The organism is Desulfogranum marinum (genome assembly GCF_016918565.1).
In the GTDB taxonomy this organism is placed as follows: Bacteria; Desulfobacterota; Desulfobulbia; order Desulfobulbales; family Desulfobulbaceae; genus Desulfogranum; species Desulfogranum marinum.
In genome coordinates this window covers 1-16,690 of record NZ_JAFFQD010000019.1, presented here as the reverse complement: position 1 = coordinate 16,690, position 16,690 = coordinate 1, and the positions used below count along the sequence as shown (strand labels likewise).

Below are 16,690 nucleotides of genomic sequence, written 5' to 3'. Positions count from 1 at the left end.
GCTTTTATGGCAACACACGGTTATTGAAAAGTATCAGTATACTAAGCACACATCTTGTACTCTGCCATGGATATTAGAAGCATAAAGATATTTAATTCGCTGGCTGCATCACTTCATTTTGGTAAAACCAGCAGGGCGTACCATATGACGCCTTCAACCCTCACCCGCCTGGTGCAGCGTCTAGAGGCGGAAGTAGGAAAACAGCTGTTTCGCAGGGACAGGCGGTCCGTATCACTCACGCCGGCGGGTGTGCTCTTTAAGGAGTATGCTGAGGAAACGGAACAGCGGTGGAATGCGCTGCAAAACAGGTTGGCCGCAGAGGTGGAACTGCGGGGAAATATCTCCCTTTACTGTTCTGTGACCGCGGCCAATGGTATTTTGCCGGCAATACTCAAGACGTTCAGGGCCCATTTTCCAGGAATCCAACTCCATCTGCAGACAGGAGATGCGGCCATGGCTTTGGATCAATTACAAAATAAGGCCGCTGATGTAACCATTGCGGCGCTGCCGGAAAAACTTCCCGCCTCTATAACCTTCATTGAGATCATCAGGACACCGTTGGTGTTTGTCGCTCCTGCAGGTCACCAGGAGCTTATTGTTTATAGAGAGGGGGAAATTGACTGGGAAAGCACACCTCTCATCCTCCCGGAAAAAGGGTTGAGCAGGGTGCGGATGGACAAATGGTTTCGGGAAAACAGTATACAACCCAATGTGTATGCCCAGGTTGCGGGAAACGAGGCCCTGTTGACCATGGTTGGGCTGGGGTACGGGGTAGGGGTAATTCCAAAGCTTGTCCTGGAGAAAAGCCTGATCCACCATGAAGTTGTTACTCTGGAAAATGCACCCATCTTGACACCTTTTACCATCGGTGTTTGCACGGCGAAAAAGAACATGGATAATCCTTTGATCAAGGCATTCTGGTCCACAGTACAGAAGGGAGAACGCTCTATGTAGGGGCTCCGCTTTAGGATTACTGGTTAATATAGCTCTTGCTCGGTTCGTTTGATGATTTCTTCCTGGTGGTCGAGATCAAGATCGACAAAGTAGTCACTGTATCCAGCAACTCTGACCAGCAGGTTTCGATACTCATCCGGGGTCTGTTGCGCTTTTCGAAGGGTTGCGGTATCGACCACATTGAACTGAACATGGTGCCCACCCAGATTGAAATAGGAGCGGACAAGGCCGCAGAGTTTGTCAAGATCCTGTTCACTGGCGAGCACGCTGGGCAGAAAACGCTGGTTGAGCAGGGTGCCGCCGGATTTTGATTGGTCCATTTTGCTCAGAGATTTAACCACCGCTGTCGGTCCCTTTCGGTCTGCTCCATGGGAGGGAGACGTGCCGTCGGACTCGGGTTGATGGGCAAACCTGCCGTTGGGTGTGGCACCGAGCATTTTTCCGAAATAGACATGACAGGTGGTGGAAAGCATGTTGAGGTGATACTCCGTTCCCTTGGTATTGGGCTTACCGTCAATGGCGGTGAACAGGCTGTTGTATATTTGTTGCATGATAGTATCTGCCCGATCATCATCATTACCGAAAAAGGGAGTCCTGTTCCACAGGGTCAGTCGAAGCGGTTCATTGTCTGCGAAATTATTGGCCAGGGCGTCAAGCAGTTGCTCCCAGGAAAAAGTTTTTTGTTCAAAGATATGGGTTTTAATTGCCGACAGGCTGTCGGTGATGGTCCCGATGCCGCAACATTGGATATAATTGGTGTTATAGCGCGGGCCACCGTCGTAGTAGTCCTTGCCTTTTTCAATGCAGTCGTTGATGACCACAGACAAAAAAGGTGCCGGAGAATACTTGGCATACATTCGTTCGATATAATTATTTACCTCTATCTTGAGGGCGACGATGTGTTCCAGTTGTTGAGTGAAGGCATCGTAGAGCGCCTCGTAGGAAATAAATGCTCTGGGATCGCCTGTTTGTAAACCAACCTGCTTGCCGGTTAATGGATCTCGTCCATTGTTTAGGGTTATTTCAAGGATTTTCGGCACATTAAGATACCCGGTAAGGATATAGGCCTCCTTGCCGAATGCACCGGTTTCGATACAACCGCTGGTGCCGCCTTCACGCGCGTCTTCAATGGATTTACCCACCCGCACCTGTTCCATAATAACGGTGTCGGTGTTAAAAATGGATGGATAGCCATAGCCTTTGCGGATTACCCGCGAGGCAGCCTTGAGAAAATGGTCCGGCGTCTTGCTGCTTATGTGTACTGAGGGTTGCGGTTGGAGCAAGTGCAATTCGTCAGCCACTTCCAGAGCAATATAGGAAACCTCATTGGTTCCGTCGCTCCCATTTTTGAGCAGTCCGCCAAGGTTGATCTGGGTAAAATCGTTGTAAGTACCACTTTCCTTGGCTGTAACTCCAACTTTTGGCGGGGCAGGCTGGTTGTTGATTTTAATCCAGAGGCAGGCCAGGAGTTCTTTTGCCTGTTCACGGGTGAGCGTGTTCTCTGCCAGCTCTTTTTCGTAAAAAGGGGCAAGGTGCTGGTCAAGGTGACCCGGTGACATGGCATCCCATCCGTTGAGTTCGGTTATGGTACCAAGGTGGGTGAACCAGTACATCTGGATCGCTTCATGGAAGGTTTGTGGTGTATACTCAGGAACCCTGCGGCAGACCTGGGCAATGGTGAGTAATTCCTGTTTACGAACTGTATCTTGCTCTTTGGCGGCTAGTTTTTCTGCAAGTTGTGCATGACGGTGGGCAAAGAGAATGACAGCGTCACAGGCGATATCCATGGCTGTGAGCTGTTCAAAGCGGTCAGCTGCCTCAGGGTCGTTTTGGTAGTCAAGCCGTTTAATGCGATCTGCAATTCGTTCTTTGAGGCCAAGCATACCATAGTGGTAGATGGAACCGTCAAGAGCCGTGTGCCCCGGAGCCCGTTGTTCCATGAACTCGGTAAAAAGGCCGCATTCATACGCGTCTTTCCATTGTTGGGGAACATTACTGAATATTCTGTCCCGCATTGAGCGTCCCTGCCAGTAGGGAATGACCTCTTGCTCATAAATCGTTATATCCTGTTGGCTGACATCGTAATTGGTCATGGCCCTGTTGTTGAGGACCTGTAAATCGTCAGCGGAATGGCACGTCAGTTCGGGAAAGGTTGGCACAACTTTGGGGGCCGGTCCGCGTTCACCTACCAGCAGTTCGTGTTTACCGATATAAAGCGTCTTGTTTTCGCATAAATGTTTGAAAAACAGGGCCCGCAAAACCGGTTGTGAATATTTGCCGTTGTTTTCGCGGTAGAACGCTGTCTCCAACAATGCTCTTTCAATGGAGATGGTAGGTCGTGCTTCAAAACTTTCTTTTCGTAGCTGTTCAATGCGTTGGTTCATGGTTATCCACCTATTCGAACTGACAGGTCAAATTGCTCAAGGTTATGAACGATTTCCTGAATGTATGCTTGGTCTGCGACCTGGATGTGCTCGCCAGGGTAGTTGAGATGCAGTTTGTTGTATTTAGCCTTAGCAGAGGGATGGTATGGCAGTACATCAAGCCCGTTTATTTCGGGCAGGCCACGGAGAAAGGTACCGGTTTGGACAATATTTTCATGATCGTCATTAATTCCGGGTATAAGCGGTAACCGGACCTGGACTTTTGCCCCCTTGTTATGCAAGTACCGGAGGTTGTCTAAGATGCTTCGATTGTCCACCCCTGTGTATAGACGGTGCTTGTTGTTGTCCATGTGTTTGATGTCATATAAAAACAGGTCGGTATGCTCGGCAACGGTGCTGATCACTTCTCGTTCAGCATAACCTGAGGTATCTACTACGCGATGGATGCCAAGTGTTCCGGCTTCTTGAAGCAGGGCAAGGAGGAATGTGGGCTGCATCAGGGGCTCGCCGCCTGAAAAAGTGACGCCGCCACCTGATTGATCAAAAAAAGGAATATCTTTTTTAATCTCTGTTACGACCTCGTCAACAGTTGCCTGCCACCCATTTGCTTCATGCGCCAGAGCCGGGCAAAGGCGGACACATTCACCGCAACCGTCACAGCGATCAACATCACGTCGCACCTGTTCGTTGGTCAAGTGTAATGCCTCGTGTGGACAGGCTGTTATACACGTACTGCACCCGATACATCGGTCAGCAGACCACACGAGTTGTGGCTGCGGACTGATTCCTTCAGGGTTATGACACCATCTGCAGAAAAGCGGACACCCTTTCAGAAATATAGTCGTTCGTATATGGGGCCCGTCATGCAGTGCATAACGTTTTATGGCAAAAATTGTTCCTTGCATCGATCTGTTATGGTGGTAATGAAAACTATTCTTACTGAAGTGGCGTAAATATACATCATCATAGAGCTGATGTAAATACAAGTAAAGGAAAGGAAAAGGGCCTTTTTTCTAAAAGGCCCTTGGGCAGGAGAGTCTTGTACTATAAGAGAAGGGAGGGGGACAAATCAGGCGGTTGTTTTTTCTGCAGCCTTTTTCACTTTGGTATGATCAAGAGTAGACATGGCGGTAGCAACCATGGAAGAGACATCGGTGAGGTTGCCGGGTACGATCATGGTATTATTTTCCTTGGCCAGTTTTCCGAACTCTTCCAAATATTTTTTGGCAACATCCAGGTTAGCTGCTTCATGACCGCCAGGGGCGCTTAATGCCTCGGCGACACTGCGAAGACCCGCAGCAGTTGCTTCGGCAACTTTGAGTATCTCTTCGGCACGCCCCTCTGCCTCGTTGATTCTTTTCATTTTTTCACCTTCAGACAGAGCAATTGCCTCAGCCCTTTCTCCCTCGGCTCGGTTGATCAATGATTGGCGTTCCCCTTCTGATCTGGCAATATCTGCGCGTTTTTCCCGTTCCGCCTTCATCTGTTTTTCCATGGCATCAAGCACGGATCGTGGCGGCTGCAGGTCTTTTATCTCGTAACGAAGCACCTTGACCCCCCAATTCTGGGCAGCCTCATCCAGAGCATTAACCACTTGCTGGTTCAACACTTCCCTGGCCTCGAAGGAGTTATCAAGACTAATTTTACCAATGGCCGAACGAAGACTTGTCTGAGCAAGTTGAGCTGCCGCAAAATGATAGTTATCAATACCATAGGCAGATTGTTTGGTGTTAACGACTTGAAGGTAGAGGACCCCGTCAACCTCCATGGTAACGTTGTCTGAGGTGATACAGGTTTGTGCCGGAATATCAATAGGCTCTTCTTTAAGACTTCGTTTGTATGCCACCTTGTCCAAGAAAGGAATGAGGATGTGGAAACCAGCTTCCAGAGTTGTTCTATATTTTCCCAGCCGTTCGATCACAAATTCACTACGCTGTGGGACTACGACAGCTGTTTTCACTAAGACAACAATAACAAAAGCAACCAGCACTCCAACACCAACGAGCATATTATCCATTATTCTTCTCCTTGTTGAGTTATAGGACAAACTTTTACCAGAAGGTCGTGTTGTTCGACTATCCGGACCACCGTGCCGACAGCAATATATTCTTCTGCTGAAGCTCGCCAGAAAGAACCCGCATATTTAACTTTACCCTCTGCCGGTGGAATTATTTCTTCTGTTACTGTCCCATTCGAGGGAGCGGAATTGAGATTAAGGCTATCTTCTTCCTCCTTTGCGCCTCCTAAAAAGACATTTTGCAGGTATGAGCGAAGCACGAGAAGAGAAAGAACGGAAGTCGTCAGGAAGAGCACAAGTTGAGTCGCCAAAGATACATCAAATATATACACGCAAAGAGCCGTGCACCACGCACCAATACCAAAAAAGAAAACTACAAAGCCTGGTAGCGCCAGTTCAATGCCATAAAAGGCAATGCCTATCAAAAACCAGACCAGTACTGGTGAAATGGGCAAGTCAATCATAACGGAACTCCTTGGATGAGCTGTGTTTTCTATACAGAATATCACAGCACGTGTGATATTATCAAATAAGAATGAAAAATAAGCCAATGCCGGTTAGTGCAAAACCGGTACAGGGAAGGACCAGTTTTTTCCAGGTGGCAACTAGGTCGGTTGCAAAGTATTCACAGGTGAGCATAAAGCAGATATGGATGGGGGAAATCATAACCCCGGTAAAACCACTGAAAGTGGCAAGAATAAGGTAAGGTACGCTTTGATGCTGCAGGTGCATAATTTCAAGCAGACCAAGCAGGAGGGGAAAGGTCGCCCCGACAAAGGCAACATTGATTCCGGAGACCATCCCGACCAGAAAGGGAAGGAGAATGGCTGCTGCAAAGAGGGCTGCCTTTTCACCACTCGCTTCGGCCATTGCTTCGACCACTCCTGCGGCCTGCATGGTGTCCTTGAAAATGAAAATAGCAGCAATAACAGCAAGCATTGACCAGAGGCTTTTTTTGGTGAGGATGTGAACAAGGTAATCACCACGAAGATTATTCTGCATCATAACGCTCATAGCCGCTACACAGAGGGCTGCCAGTACCCCCCATTCAAAGGGGATATGGTGTGCGAACCGGGCAAGGATGCTCTCAAGACCGATTGCCCCTACTATGGCAATGAGCAATGGCGTCGCCTCTTTGAGTACCCGCTTGATGTTGCGCTCTTTGGTGACATCGACTGTGTTTTCGGAAAAATATTTACCCCGAGTAGCTGGGCGGAGGAGGAAAAGCCAGCCGAACAAAAACATGGCAACCACACCTGGCCAGCTTTTGGAGATAAAAGCTGAGAGGGGGATCTCGGCAAGGGCCACGGTCAAGATTATTCCTGGATAAAGCGGCCATGCAAGTTCCCACACATGGCGGAACCAGTAATTTATGATTGCGCGGTCAATATTCTGAATAGGCATATCCGCTGATACTGCCTTGACCATAGGGGCGGAAAAAACAGCTCCGCCGGGCATGGGCAGCAGACCTATCAGTGCAGGAAAAAATATAAGACGCAGCCGATTGTCGTGGAGGTATCCGGAAAGGGCGTCCATCAGTCTTTGCGACTGTCCCGATCGCTCAAGTCCGTCGGAAAGTATAAGGATGAGGCCGACAATGGACACCAGAAAGAGGAATTTTTCTTTGCCGAGAGCGGCAACACTGACTTGCAGCCATTCCCCTGCACCAAGTCCAAAGAGGAGTGCGATTGAAAGGGCGCCGCCGAGCACAGACAGCCAGAGACCAAGCTTTAAGCGAATACAGACCAGGATGAGAATAAATGTACTGAGAATTTTAAGAAAAGGAAGGAGCGTGATGATTCCATGCATGTTTTGCTCTTTTAAGGATGCGTGTAAATGTGGGACAGCAAAAAAAATAAATATGTTCCGAGCTCTAGCCAGGCCGTGACTATACAAGGGAACATGCCTGTTGTCACTTGGGCTCTGACAGAGAAGTGAAGAACAAAAGACCAGCTACGGGTAGCGGCAATTATTACTTTTCTTCTCACACAGGTTGCTGCTTGCTGTTATCCGGCTGCAAATTTTGCTATGATGAAACATGGAGATGTCCTGGTTTATGCACTATAACGGACGCTCATTATCAACACCTTTATCGAGGGAACCATGATGAAACGAATTGATGAACTCATTTCGCGTATCAAAGAGTTGGAAAACGAATTGTCCCTTGAGCTTGAAAATGAGCTAAGCAATATCCAGCAACAGTTTAGATACAGGGTAGAACGTGGAAAAATACGTTTTCAGGAGGGGGCACTGGCCACCCATAAGGCTTTGAAAGAAAATGTGTACCATTATTTCAGTGATTCAAATTTCCTGTTTGTCCTGACCAGCCCCGTCATTTACTCACTAGCGCTTCCGCTTTTTTTGCTCGACCTAGTCCTGACACTCTACCAGTTTATCTGTTTCCCTGTTTATAAGATTAAAAAAGTGAAGAGAAGTGAATACGTTATAGTTGACAGGCAGCACCTTGCCTACCTCAATATGATAGAAAAAGCCAACTGCATATACTGCGGCTACGCAAATGGGCTTCTTTCCTATGCACTCGAAATTGGTTCAAAAACTGAAGAATTCTGGTGCCCGATAAAGCATGCAAAAAAAACAAGGGATCCCCACTCAAGATATCATTCATTTCTCGAATACGGAGATGCTGAAGGATATAAAAACAAACTTAGCGCATTCAGGAAGAAGCAATAAAGTGTACAGTAGCTCAAGAATACCTGTACCGGAAATGGGCTCTACGGTTGCACAATCAGCTGGGGAACCCCTTACCCGGCACTGTTGAGAATCTGTTCAAATTTTTTATTGCCTGCTAAGTTTTTGAATGATTTTTCTTCTGCGACTTCTTCTTTTAACGTATCAGAAAGGTCAATGGCCGTTTCCAGGTCCTCTACTGCCTCGTCCACAAAGCCAATTTCCGATTTAGCGCATGCACGTTGCCAATAGGCCAGTGAGTATTCGTTGTCATGTTCCAGTGCTTGATTAGCCAGGGATAAGGCCCACTTTTTTTCACCGATTTCAAGCAGGGCATCTGCTTTATAGGTCAGAACCTCGACATCATCTGGTCGTAGCTCAAGAATTTGATCGTAAATGTTGATTTTTTCCTGTTCACTTTTTTCCAGGCCGGCCCTCATCCATAACGAGTGGATATTATTTGTCAGGGCAATTTGTTCCTGGTTGGTCAGGATTTGTTCAGAGCGTTTTCTCATTTTTTTCTCGATTTCCGCCAGTCGTTTTTCATATTCCTCAACCAGTTCCGAAATCTTTTTAGTGGTAATGTCTTCCATTGAAGCCCGCACATCGCGTACTGATTTCCAGCCAAAGAGCACCAGCATGGTTGCCGCAGCAGTGATAATGTAAAAAATATTGTTAGTGGTATCTGCAGTGTAGCGAATCGCCCGGTCAGAAGCCTCCAGTTTGGCTCCTGCCACTTTTTCCGTGACCCGTACTTCCAGTTCTTGCTGGCCTATTCTGAGCTGTTTCAGTTCATCTAAAACGTATCTTTCAATAAATGGTTTATATAGCGGTTTAGTAAATTCAGGCTCGGGTGCTGCGGTTTGTTCCTCCACAGCCTTTGCAGGGTCCAGAGTTAAGGTGCAAACAGTAAGCAGTGCAAGAAGAATGGAGTGGAATTTCATGGGATAATCTCAGGTTAACTTGAGGCAATGAATGTATTTGGTTATTAAACAACTACCATCTAAAATTATGTATTTTCAGAGCTGCAATTGTAAGAATTGATAGTGTCGAAAAAAAGAGAGTCTCTCTACCAAAATTGAACCCAATGGGCAAGCACGTTGTAAAAGGGATTTGTTAATGTTTCGCTGATCACTTACTGGAAAGTCTTTATCGGAACGAGGAAAGCTGGCGTACAGGAGCAGCCGGCTCGGGCTAAGGTGTTGCAGCCTGGCTGGGAGCATGTTAATTTTCGTTGCTGATTTACTCCAGATGCCCATAGGATTTTTTCTATCGTGTTTTTAACGAGGAGATATGGCAGAGAATTTTGATATCGTTTTTACCGACCTGGATGGAACCCTGTTAAACTCTGCAAAACAGGTCAGCAGGCAAACGCTTGACCTCTTTCATGCATTGAAAGCCAGAGGTGTATTAAGGGTAATTGCCACCGGCAGGTCTTATTTTTCCCTGCAAAAGGTTCTTGCCGATGATTTTCCGGCTGATTATCTGATTGTTTCTTCCGGAGCCGGTATCGTGGAAATGCGGACTCGACAACTCCTTTTTTGCCGACCCTTTACCAACAGTGATATCCAGACCATAAGCAGTCGGTTGATGGCCCAGGGGCTTGACTTTATGGTCCATGGCCAGGTCCCGGAGAACCATCATTTTGTTTATCATCAGAGCGGTAATAACAATCCTGATTTCCAGAGAAGGATAGAAGCTTATCAGGATTTTTGCAGGCCGTTAAGGTGCAACTCTGAGTTGCCTGCACGTTCGGCGCAGATTATTGCTATACTCCCAGATGATCCTTCTCTTTTTCACAGGGTTGCGGCCTGTTTTGATCAATTCCAGGTGATCCGGGCCACCTCCCCTCTTGATCATTGTTCCATCTGGTTGGAGATTTATCCTCCTGGTGTGTCAAAGGGTGCTGCAGCAAGGTGGCTGTGTGAATATCTTGATCTTAGCGTTGATCGAACAATAGGCATTGGTAATGATTATAACGATATAGACTTGCTCGATTTTACTCGGCTGAGTTATGTGGTGGCCAATGCACCTCAAGAACTCTTGGAAAGATATCTGTTGACCCCATCAAATGATGAGCATGGTGTGTATCATGCTCTTGTAGGCAACGCATTTACTTCAGGGTAAAGGTTACCTGCGCTTGTAAAAGTAAATTACAACCATCAGTTTAGCCCGTTTGTCACCGATGCTGCGTCCGGTATGTGGAGTACGGGAATCAAAATAAGAGTGGTCTCCTGCTTCCATAATGTAGGTTTTTTCGCCATATTTAAATTCCATGGTGCCTTCCAGCACATAGATAAACTCTTCGCCTTCATGGCGAAACATCTGGGGAAATTCAAACGGCGCAAAAATGAAAAAGGGCTCCATGTTTTTGCCTGGTTTATCAGCAGCCAGAACCATGTAGTCGTAGCCGACATAGCGGGAGCTTTCACGGATGATCCTGCCTTCCGTTTTTTTGCCGATTACAATAGGTTTTTCTTGGGTGGTGCCAATGTCTTTCTGAAAGATATCAGTTATTTCCACCCCCAGGGCACATGTAATTTTGTTGAGAGTCGAGTAGGGCGGTGCTTTCTTGGATCGTTCTATTTTGGATAGATATCCCTTGGTCAGGCCGGTTTTGTCGGCCAGTTCCTGGAGGGTCATCTTTTGCTGCTTGCGGGAGTGCTGAATGTTTTCAGCGATTGTTTTTTCGTCCATGGTTTTTAATCGTACGCAGCCTCGCACCTTCGGCAAACTTGGCAATTGCAGGATTTAGGTTATACGTCCAAAAGCTTGGCAAGGTACATGGCCGGGTGCATCATGGTAATGGTATCGCCATCATCGAGCTGACCGGAAAGGTTGAGGCGGCAAACCGGGCAGTCTGTCAGCCATATTTTTGCGCCGGTTTTGCGGGCATTCTCAATTTTTGAACGTCCCATCTTTGCTGAGACTTCCGGATATTCATAAAAGAAGGTGCCGCCGCCGCCGCAACAGGCTGTGCTGTCTGCAGCAGGATGGTACTCTATCTCGGGTATCGTCTCTAAAACCCGTGCTGCTGAGGTGAAGTTGTTTTTCAGGTGGCAGGGAGTATGGTAGGTAACCGGCTTTTGCCCGGTAAGTTTTGTGGCTGTTTTTTTTCTGTCCAGCTGATCGAGACGCTCGTACACAAAAGACATCAGGTCAACAACCTTGGCGCTTACCTCCATTGCGGGGCCGTCCTCCCGGTCGTATTTTCGCATCATGGCAGGAAATTTGTTTTTCAGGGCAGCGCCGCAGGTCGGGCAGTCAACGATAATTGCTTCAACGTCCTGTTGGTGCAGACAGTCAATGTTTTGTTGAATGTTTTGTTGTGCCTGGGCCTCCCCGCCGTGCAACAACATGGGGATGGAGCAACAGGTTTGCTTTTGAGGGATGATCACCGTGTAGCCCATGCTCGTGAGCAGGTGCAGGGTGGCCTCCCCTGTTTCAGAATAGAGGTGGTTGGTTGCACAGCCGGTAAAATAAAGTACCGTTCCCCTTGGTTTGCCTTTTGGTGGATTGATCTCGGGAACGGTTTTTCTGAAAGGTTTGCGGTTGAGCCTGGGGTATTTGCGGATTGGGATATTGCCCAGGTCGTGTGTTCTTTGAAAAGAATCCGGGAGTATTTCCTGTCCGAGACGGGCTACGCCTGCAGCCAACCGCAAACGTTGCTCCCTGGCCAGGAGATACACAAGCCCTTTTATTTCGAGTCGTTCGCCCTGCTGCTTGCTGAGCCGGGAGCGCATTTCCATAAATTGGGATTCATGATCCACGCCGGAAGGACAGATGGCGCCACAATTACCACACATCAGGCATTTGCTGACCAGCTCTTTGAGCAGGGGAGAGGAGGTGAGTTTGTTGTCTGTAAAGGCCTTAATAAGCTGAATGCGGGCTCGTGGCGAGGCCTGTTCTTCTTTGAGTACCTTAAAAACAGGGCAGACCGTTAAACATATGCCGCACTTCCCGCAGGTACCGCCTTTTTCAAGGTTCATACGAATTTACCAGGGTTCAGTATCTGGCCGGGATCAACAGCTTCTTTAATGACTTTCATAAAGTCCTGGGTATCGTCATCCATGATCAGCGGCATGAAGGGAGCCTTGGCAAGACCTATTCCATGTTCACCGGAAAGCGTCCCGTTGAGTTCTGCGGCAGCTGCAAAGATTTCACGGAATGCTTTTTCTACCCGTTCCCATTCTTCACTATTGTTTCGGTCCGCACAGATCAATGGGTGCATGTTGCCATCTCCTGCATGGGCAAGCACTCCTGATTTGAGCTTGTAATGGGAGGTGATTGCATTAATTTTTTTAATCATCTGCGGTACCCGGCTCACCGGTACTGTGACGTCCTCGGAAAGAATGTCCGGCGCAATTTTGGCAAACACGCCATAAGCTGCTCTTCTTGCCGCCCAGAGGCGGTCCCGGTCTTCACTTGATTGCGCCTGCTGCACAGACACGGCTCCATGTTTTTGAACCTTAGCCACAATACGTTCCCGTTCCCGGTCACAGGCTTCTTTTATGCCATCCACTTCAATCAGCAGCGACCCTTCTGCTTCCCTGGGGAGGCCAAGCGGGACGGAGTCCTCGATGGCATTCAAGGTCATTTTATCCATGAGCTCCATGGAAACCGGTAAAATGCCCGAGCCGATGATATCAGAGACTGCTTGGGCAGTGTTGTCCAGATCATCAAAGGTGACGAGCAAGGTTTGGGTGGTTTCAGGGGCCGGAATAACCCGAAGAATGATCTCGGTGACCATGCCCAAGGTGCCTTCTGAGCCGCAGAAGAGGGCGGAGAGCTTGTAGCCGCTGACATCTTTTATATTTCGGCTGCCAAACCGGATAATTTTTCCAGAAGCAAGGACTACTTGCATTCCCAGCACATAATCAACGGTTACACCGTACTTCAGGCAGCGTGGTCCCCCGGCATTCAGGGCGACATTGCCCCCCAGGGTCGAGAATTCCATAGAACCTGGGTCGGGTGGGAAGAAAAAACCAAAAGGGGTCAGCGCGCGCTGCAAGTCTCCGTTAATAACCCCTGGCTGGACAATGGCATACCGGTCACGAGTGTTGATCTCAATGATTTTATTCATTTTGGAAAAGCAAAGCACGATTCCGTTTTTTACCGGTATCGGCGCTCCGCAAACACTTGTTCCTGCCCCTCGTGCGGTTACCGGGATGGCCTCTGCTGATGCAATCTTCAGAATAGCGGAGACCTCTTCGGTGGTTTGTGGAAACAGCACCACCTCGGGCAGGGATTCTTCCAGAAAAGAATCATAGGAGTAGCAGAAAAGTATTTCGATTTCATCGACGAACCGGTCCTTACCGACTACAGCGACCAATTGGTTTTTGATATTTTCCGAGAGCATTGGCGATCCTTATCAGCGGAGCAACAGATTGGGGAGAAACAACGAGATACTGGGAATATATGTCACCAGTATCAGGCAGAGCAGCATGATCCCTAAAAAGGGAAGAACACCTCGGGCAATGGTTACCAGCGGTCGTTTGGTGAGCCCGGACGCTACAAAAAGATTGAGTCCAAAAGGTGGGGTGAGCATGCCCATTTGAATATTGAGTATCATCACGATGCCGAAGTGTACCAGGTCAATCTCATAGCGATTCAAGGTCTCGTAAAAAAGGGGAGCCAGGATGAGCATTGCGCTCACATCATCCATAAAGCAGCCGAGGATCAGAAACAGCAGATTGACACACAAGAGAAACATCCACGGGCTGTGAATGTGGTTGATAATGATGTCTGCCAGTTGCTGCGGGACTTGTTCTGCTGTGAGCAGCCAGAGAAAGGTCATGGCACAGGCTAAAATAAACAACAGCGAAGCGGACAGGACAGCGGCCTGCCGGCAGATACTAGTTATTTCACGACATGTGAACTCTTTGTAGACAAAAAGTTCAATAAACAGGGCATACACTACGCTGACTGCAGCCGCCTCGGTGGGTGTAAACAGGCCTGAATAAATCCCGCCAAGGACTACCAAGGGCAACAGTAAGGCCCAGAAACCTTGCTTGCCGGCGGTTACTATATCGGTAAGGGATGCTTTTTTTTCAATTCTCCAGTTACAACGCTTGGCAATGATATAGGTAAACGCAATCAATGCGCACCCGATAAGCATTCCCGGTATCACTCCGGCCATGAACATCTCGGCTACAGACACATTCATCACCAGGCAATAGAGGATCATGGGGATGGAGGGAGGGATAACTATACCTAGAGAACCAGAGACCGTTATCAGGCCAAGGGAGAACTTTTCCTCATAACCGGCCTTGATGAGCGCCGGGATCATGATCGAGCCGATCGCTACTACAGTGGCTGGTGACGAACCGGAGATGGCTGCAAAAAAGATACAGCCAAGGATGCCTGCCATACCCAGGCCACCTGGAAACCACCCCACCAGGGCATTGACAAATGCTATGAGACGTCGTGCAATCCCGCCATGGGTCATAATGGATCCGGCAAGAATGAAAAAAGGGACTGCAAGGAGAACAAACTTGTCCAGTGCATTGAACAATTGCTGGGCGATGATATGGAGCGGAGTACTGGTAAAGAGTGTCAGAGAGAGGGCTGTGGTTATCCCTAAGATGATGGCAATGGGAACCCCGGCCACTAAAAGGACCGCAAAGCAGGCACAGATAATGGCAATCATATTTTTTCTCTCTGTATGTGTTCCTTTTTCAGTTCAAGTAAGAAGAGAACTGCAGCTGTATAAAAACGAAAGCCCATTATCAGAGAAAAAACAGGGATTGGCAGGTAGGCGAGATACATTGGTATCTCCATGGTCGGCGACGTCGTTTCATATCCGTGCATGCGGATGACGATCTTAAAGGAGTAATAGACAACCATGAGACAGAAACTGCCTGACAGGATCGAGGTGGCACATTGCAGGAATTGCTGCCATGGTTTTGCGAGTTTTGTGACCAAAAGGTCCATGGTGAAATGGCTGCCGGTTTTGACCCCGATAGCTGCGCCAAGAAAGGTGATAAACACTCCCAGGTAGCGTCCCAACTCTTCGTACCAGGTAAAACTGTAGTTAAATACATATCTGGTCACGACCTGGACAAAGCCTAGAATTGCCAGACCAAGGATTGTCCACACCAGAACGGTGTCTTCCAGGCGATTAAGCAATGCCCCGAATTTCTTAACGGCCACTGTATCTACTCCAGGACATCTTTTAATAAATGAGCCAGTTGATTTACTGTCTTTTCGCCCAATCTTTTCGTTATGCTGAAAAAATAATCCTCGGAATATCAATTATATGCCTGTGGTTATTTTTACAACATGCCTCGATCTTGAACGAAAATCCTATTAAATCAACAGACTCATAAATATGGCCCAGGAAAAGAAAAACCTGGGCCATCGGAATTGTTTTACGCTGTTGTTAGTTATTGTTTGTGAGCCTTTATTTTTTCCTGCACCAGGTTAAACAGCTCATTGCCGATTTTTTTTCTGTATTTTTCCCACACCGGCAGCATGGCTTTGCGAAACTGTTCACGTTCCTGGGGGGTAAGGGAGATGATCTCGACCCCGTTTTGTTTGGCATACTGTTCAATGGATATGCCGCTTTTAGGAAGCTTTTGGTGCAACTCTGCATTGACCGCCCGGTTGGTTTTAATGGCTATTTTTGCGGCATCACGAAAAATTTGCTGATCGCCGGCAGAGAGTGTTTCCCAGTAATCAATGCTGACGATGATAACGCACTCTGTGACCGTATGCTGGGTAAGGGTGATATACTTATTGACTTCACTAAATTTGGCGAGCACCGTGGTGAGAATTGGATTTTCCTGGGCATCGATAACCCCGGTCTGCAGGGCATTGTAGATTTCCGGAAAGGGTATGCCCACCGGTGAAGCTCCCAGCTGTTTGAAGGTGTCCAGGTAAACAGGAGAGTTCATGACCCGTACCTTCAATCCCTTTATATCTTCGGGGGTTCGAACCGGACGGATGCTATTGGAGAAGTCACGAATCTCATTTTCTGTCCAGCCAATGGCAATGAATCCTTTTTTAGGGAAATAGGAGAAGAATTTTTCCTGTAATTCCTCATCGTCAAGGGTCGCATAGGCCGTTGCCCGGTTGGGGAAAAGGAAGGGTAGATCCATAACCGCTGACTGGGGGACAAAGTTTTGCATTACAGCGGTAGTTATGGTCGCCATCTGGAGGGTACCGCTTTGTACCTGCTCAGCCATGGAGCGCTCCCCGCCCAGTTGCCCGGCCGGAAAGGTGGCAATGTCTATTCTGCCATCAGTCTTTTCTTTTACATACGCGGCAAAGGCATCGACACCCTTTGATTGACCATGAAAGGGAGGCGCTACATGGCCAAATTTAACTGCAGCCTCTGCCGGCGACGGAAATTCCGTTAGCAGGGTTACGGCTATTGCGCAGACAAGTAGAGTGGTAAGTGTTCCAGCAAGGTTGTTTTTCATGACAGTCTCGTTCGTTTGTAAATAGGGAGTTAGCTACCCGGATTTCTCATCAGTTCAGGCGGTGGCAGGTTCAAAGTTTTTGGTAGTGAATCATAGTACCTAAATCCTGCAATTAATCTTTAGAGCGGATTACCTAGCCAAGAAACGCCGCTTTTTGGTTGCACTCGTTGCCACATTGAAAAAATTTATGCAGAAATGTGCTCAGGAGGTGACTTAACACGAGA

The 16,690-nt window shown here is 48.0% G+C and carries 15 protein-coding genes; 3 read left to right on the top strand and 12 right to left on the bottom strand.

The window, feature by feature from the left end; genetic code table 11:
* Positions 1-66: 66 nt before the first annotated feature.
* A complete protein-coding gene (gene ilvY, locus JWH17_RS11615; RefSeq protein WP_205222793.1) occupies positions 67-954 on the top strand; it encodes an HTH-type transcriptional activator IlvY in 888 nt (295 codons plus the stop codon).
* Positions 955-977: 23 nt separating this feature from the next.
* Here the strand turns inward: ilvY and hypD are convergent, their stop codons facing one another.
* The 5 genes from hypD to JWH17_RS11590 all read right to left on the bottom strand — a co-directional run bounded on the left by hypD (position 978) and on the right by JWH17_RS11590 (position 7,164).
* Complete coding sequence (gene hypD / locus JWH17_RS11610) at positions 978-3,338, bottom strand: trans-4-hydroxy-L-proline dehydratase (RefSeq protein ID WP_205222792.1); 2,361 nt, start codon at positions 3,336-3,338, stop codon at positions 978-980.
* A 2-nt stretch (positions 3,339-3,340) separates the two neighbouring features.
* Positions 3,341-4,243, bottom strand: coding sequence for a glycyl-radical enzyme activating protein (locus tag JWH17_RS11605; protein ID WP_205222791.1), 903 nt, complete (start codon positions 4,241-4,243; stop codon positions 3,341-3,343).
* A gap of 164 nt (positions 4,244-4,407) precedes the next feature.
* Complete coding sequence (locus JWH17_RS11600) at positions 4,408-5,355, bottom strand: SPFH domain-containing protein (protein WP_205222790.1); 948 nt, start codon at positions 5,353-5,355, stop codon at positions 4,408-4,410.
* Positions 5,355-5,819 (bottom strand): NfeD family protein, encoded by a 465-nt coding sequence (locus JWH17_RS11595; protein ID WP_205222789.1) that lies wholly within the window; start codon positions 5,817-5,819, stop codon positions 5,355-5,357. The genes JWH17_RS11600 and JWH17_RS11595 overlap by 1 nt, the downstream gene beginning before the upstream one ends.
* 61 nt (positions 5,820-5,880) lie before the next feature.
* Complete coding sequence (locus JWH17_RS11590) at positions 5,881-7,164, bottom strand: DUF401 family protein (RefSeq protein ID WP_205222788.1); 1,284 nt, start codon at positions 7,162-7,164, stop codon at positions 5,881-5,883.
* A 348-nt stretch (positions 7,165-7,512) separates the two neighbouring features.
* Between JWH17_RS11590 and JWH17_RS11585 the strand changes: the two genes are divergently transcribed.
* Positions 7,513-8,046, top strand: a complete 534-nt coding sequence (locus JWH17_RS11585) for a hypothetical protein (protein ID WP_205222787.1) — start codon at positions 7,513-7,515, stop codon at positions 8,044-8,046.
* A gap of 71 nt (positions 8,047-8,117) precedes the next feature.
* On the opposite strand, the gene JWH17_RS11580 is transcribed toward JWH17_RS11585, so the two are convergent.
* Positions 8,118-8,987, bottom strand: coding sequence for a tetratricopeptide repeat protein (locus JWH17_RS11580; RefSeq protein ID WP_205222786.1), 870 nt, complete (start codon positions 8,985-8,987; stop codon positions 8,118-8,120).
* Between the two features lie 349 nt (positions 8,988-9,336).
* Here JWH17_RS11580 and JWH17_RS11575 point away from each other — a divergent pair, with 349 nt between their 5' ends.
* Complete coding sequence (locus JWH17_RS11575) at positions 9,337-10,170, top strand: HAD family hydrolase (RefSeq protein WP_205222785.1); 834 nt, start codon at positions 9,337-9,339, stop codon at positions 10,168-10,170.
* Positions 10,171-10,173: 3 nt separating this feature from the next.
* Here the strand turns inward: JWH17_RS11575 and JWH17_RS11570 are convergent, their stop codons facing one another.
* From JWH17_RS11570 to JWH17_RS11545, 6 genes are all read right to left on the bottom strand, one after another.
* Positions 10,174-10,740 carry a helix-turn-helix domain-containing protein gene (locus JWH17_RS11570; RefSeq protein ID WP_205222784.1) on the bottom strand — a complete coding sequence of 189 codons (567 nt, stop codon included), beginning with the start codon at positions 10,738-10,740 and terminating at the stop codon, positions 10,174-10,176.
* A gap of 59 nt (positions 10,741-10,799) precedes the next feature.
* Complete coding sequence (locus tag JWH17_RS11565; RefSeq protein WP_205222783.1) at positions 10,800-12,032, bottom strand: (Fe-S)-binding protein; 1,233 nt, start codon at positions 12,030-12,032, stop codon at positions 10,800-10,802.
* Entirely contained in the window at positions 12,029-13,402 is a 1,374-nt protein-coding gene (locus JWH17_RS11560; protein ID WP_205222782.1) for an FAD-binding oxidoreductase, read from the bottom strand. The genes JWH17_RS11565 and JWH17_RS11560 overlap by 4 nt, the downstream gene beginning before the upstream one ends.
* A gap of 12 nt (positions 13,403-13,414) precedes the next feature.
* Entirely contained in the window at positions 13,415-14,692 is a 1,278-nt protein-coding gene (locus JWH17_RS11555; RefSeq protein WP_205222781.1) for a TRAP transporter large permease, read from the bottom strand.
* The gene (locus tag JWH17_RS11550; RefSeq protein WP_205222780.1) at positions 14,689-15,195 is read right to left on the bottom strand and encodes a TRAP transporter small permease; all 507 of its coding nucleotides are present in this window, start codon (positions 15,193-15,195) and stop codon (positions 14,689-14,691) included. Before JWH17_RS11550 ends, JWH17_RS11555 begins: the two co-directional genes overlap by 4 nt.
* Before the next feature lie 233 nt (positions 15,196-15,428).
* On the bottom strand, positions 15,429-16,466 hold the full coding sequence (locus JWH17_RS11545) for a TRAP transporter substrate-binding protein (protein WP_205222779.1): 1,038 nt from the start codon (positions 16,464-16,466) through the stop codon (positions 15,429-15,431).
* Between the last annotated feature and the right edge of the window lie 224 nt (positions 16,467-16,690).

Bases quoted from the DNA above. Each gene is read 5' to 3' on its own strand.
- ilvY (WP_205222793.1), top strand. From the start codon at position 67: ATGGATATTAGAAGCATAAAGATATTTAATTCGCTGGCTGCATCACTT.
- hypD (WP_205222792.1), bottom strand. From the start codon at position 3,338: ATGAACCAACGCATTGAACAGCTACGAAAAGAAAGTTTTGAAGCACGA.
- JWH17_RS11605 (WP_205222791.1), bottom strand. From the start codon at position 4,243: ATGCAAGGAACAATTTTTGCCATAAAACGTTATGCACTGCATGACGGG.
- JWH17_RS11600 (WP_205222790.1), bottom strand. From the start codon at position 5,355: ATGGATAATATGCTCGTTGGTGTTGGAGTGCTGGTTGCTTTTGTTATT.
- JWH17_RS11595 (WP_205222789.1), bottom strand. From the start codon at position 5,819: ATGATTGACTTGCCCATTTCACCAGTACTGGTCTGGTTTTTGATAGGC.
- JWH17_RS11590 (WP_205222788.1), bottom strand. From the start codon at position 7,164: ATGCATGGAATCATCACGCTCCTTCCTTTTCTTAAAATTCTCAGTACA.
- JWH17_RS11580 (WP_205222786.1), bottom strand. From the start codon at position 8,987: ATGAAATTCCACTCCATTCTTCTTGCACTGCTTACTGTTTGCACCTTA.
- JWH17_RS11575 (WP_205222785.1), top strand. From the start codon at position 9,337: ATGGCAGAGAATTTTGATATCGTTTTTACCGACCTGGATGGAACCCTG.
- JWH17_RS11570 (WP_205222784.1), bottom strand. From the start codon at position 10,740: ATGGACGAAAAAACAATCGCTGAAAACATTCAGCACTCCCGCAAGCAG.
- JWH17_RS11565 (WP_205222783.1), bottom strand. From the start codon at position 12,032: ATGAACCTTGAAAAAGGCGGTACCTGCGGGAAGTGCGGCATATGTTTA.
- JWH17_RS11560 (WP_205222782.1), bottom strand. From the start codon at position 13,402: ATGCTCTCGGAAAATATCAAAAACCAATTGGTCGCTGTAGTCGGTAAG.
- JWH17_RS11555 (WP_205222781.1), bottom strand. From the start codon at position 14,692: ATGATTGCCATTATCTGTGCCTGCTTTGCGGTCCTTTTAGTGGCCGGG.
- JWH17_RS11545 (WP_205222779.1), bottom strand. From the start codon at position 16,466: ATGAAAAACAACCTTGCTGGAACACTTACCACTCTACTTGTCTGCGCA.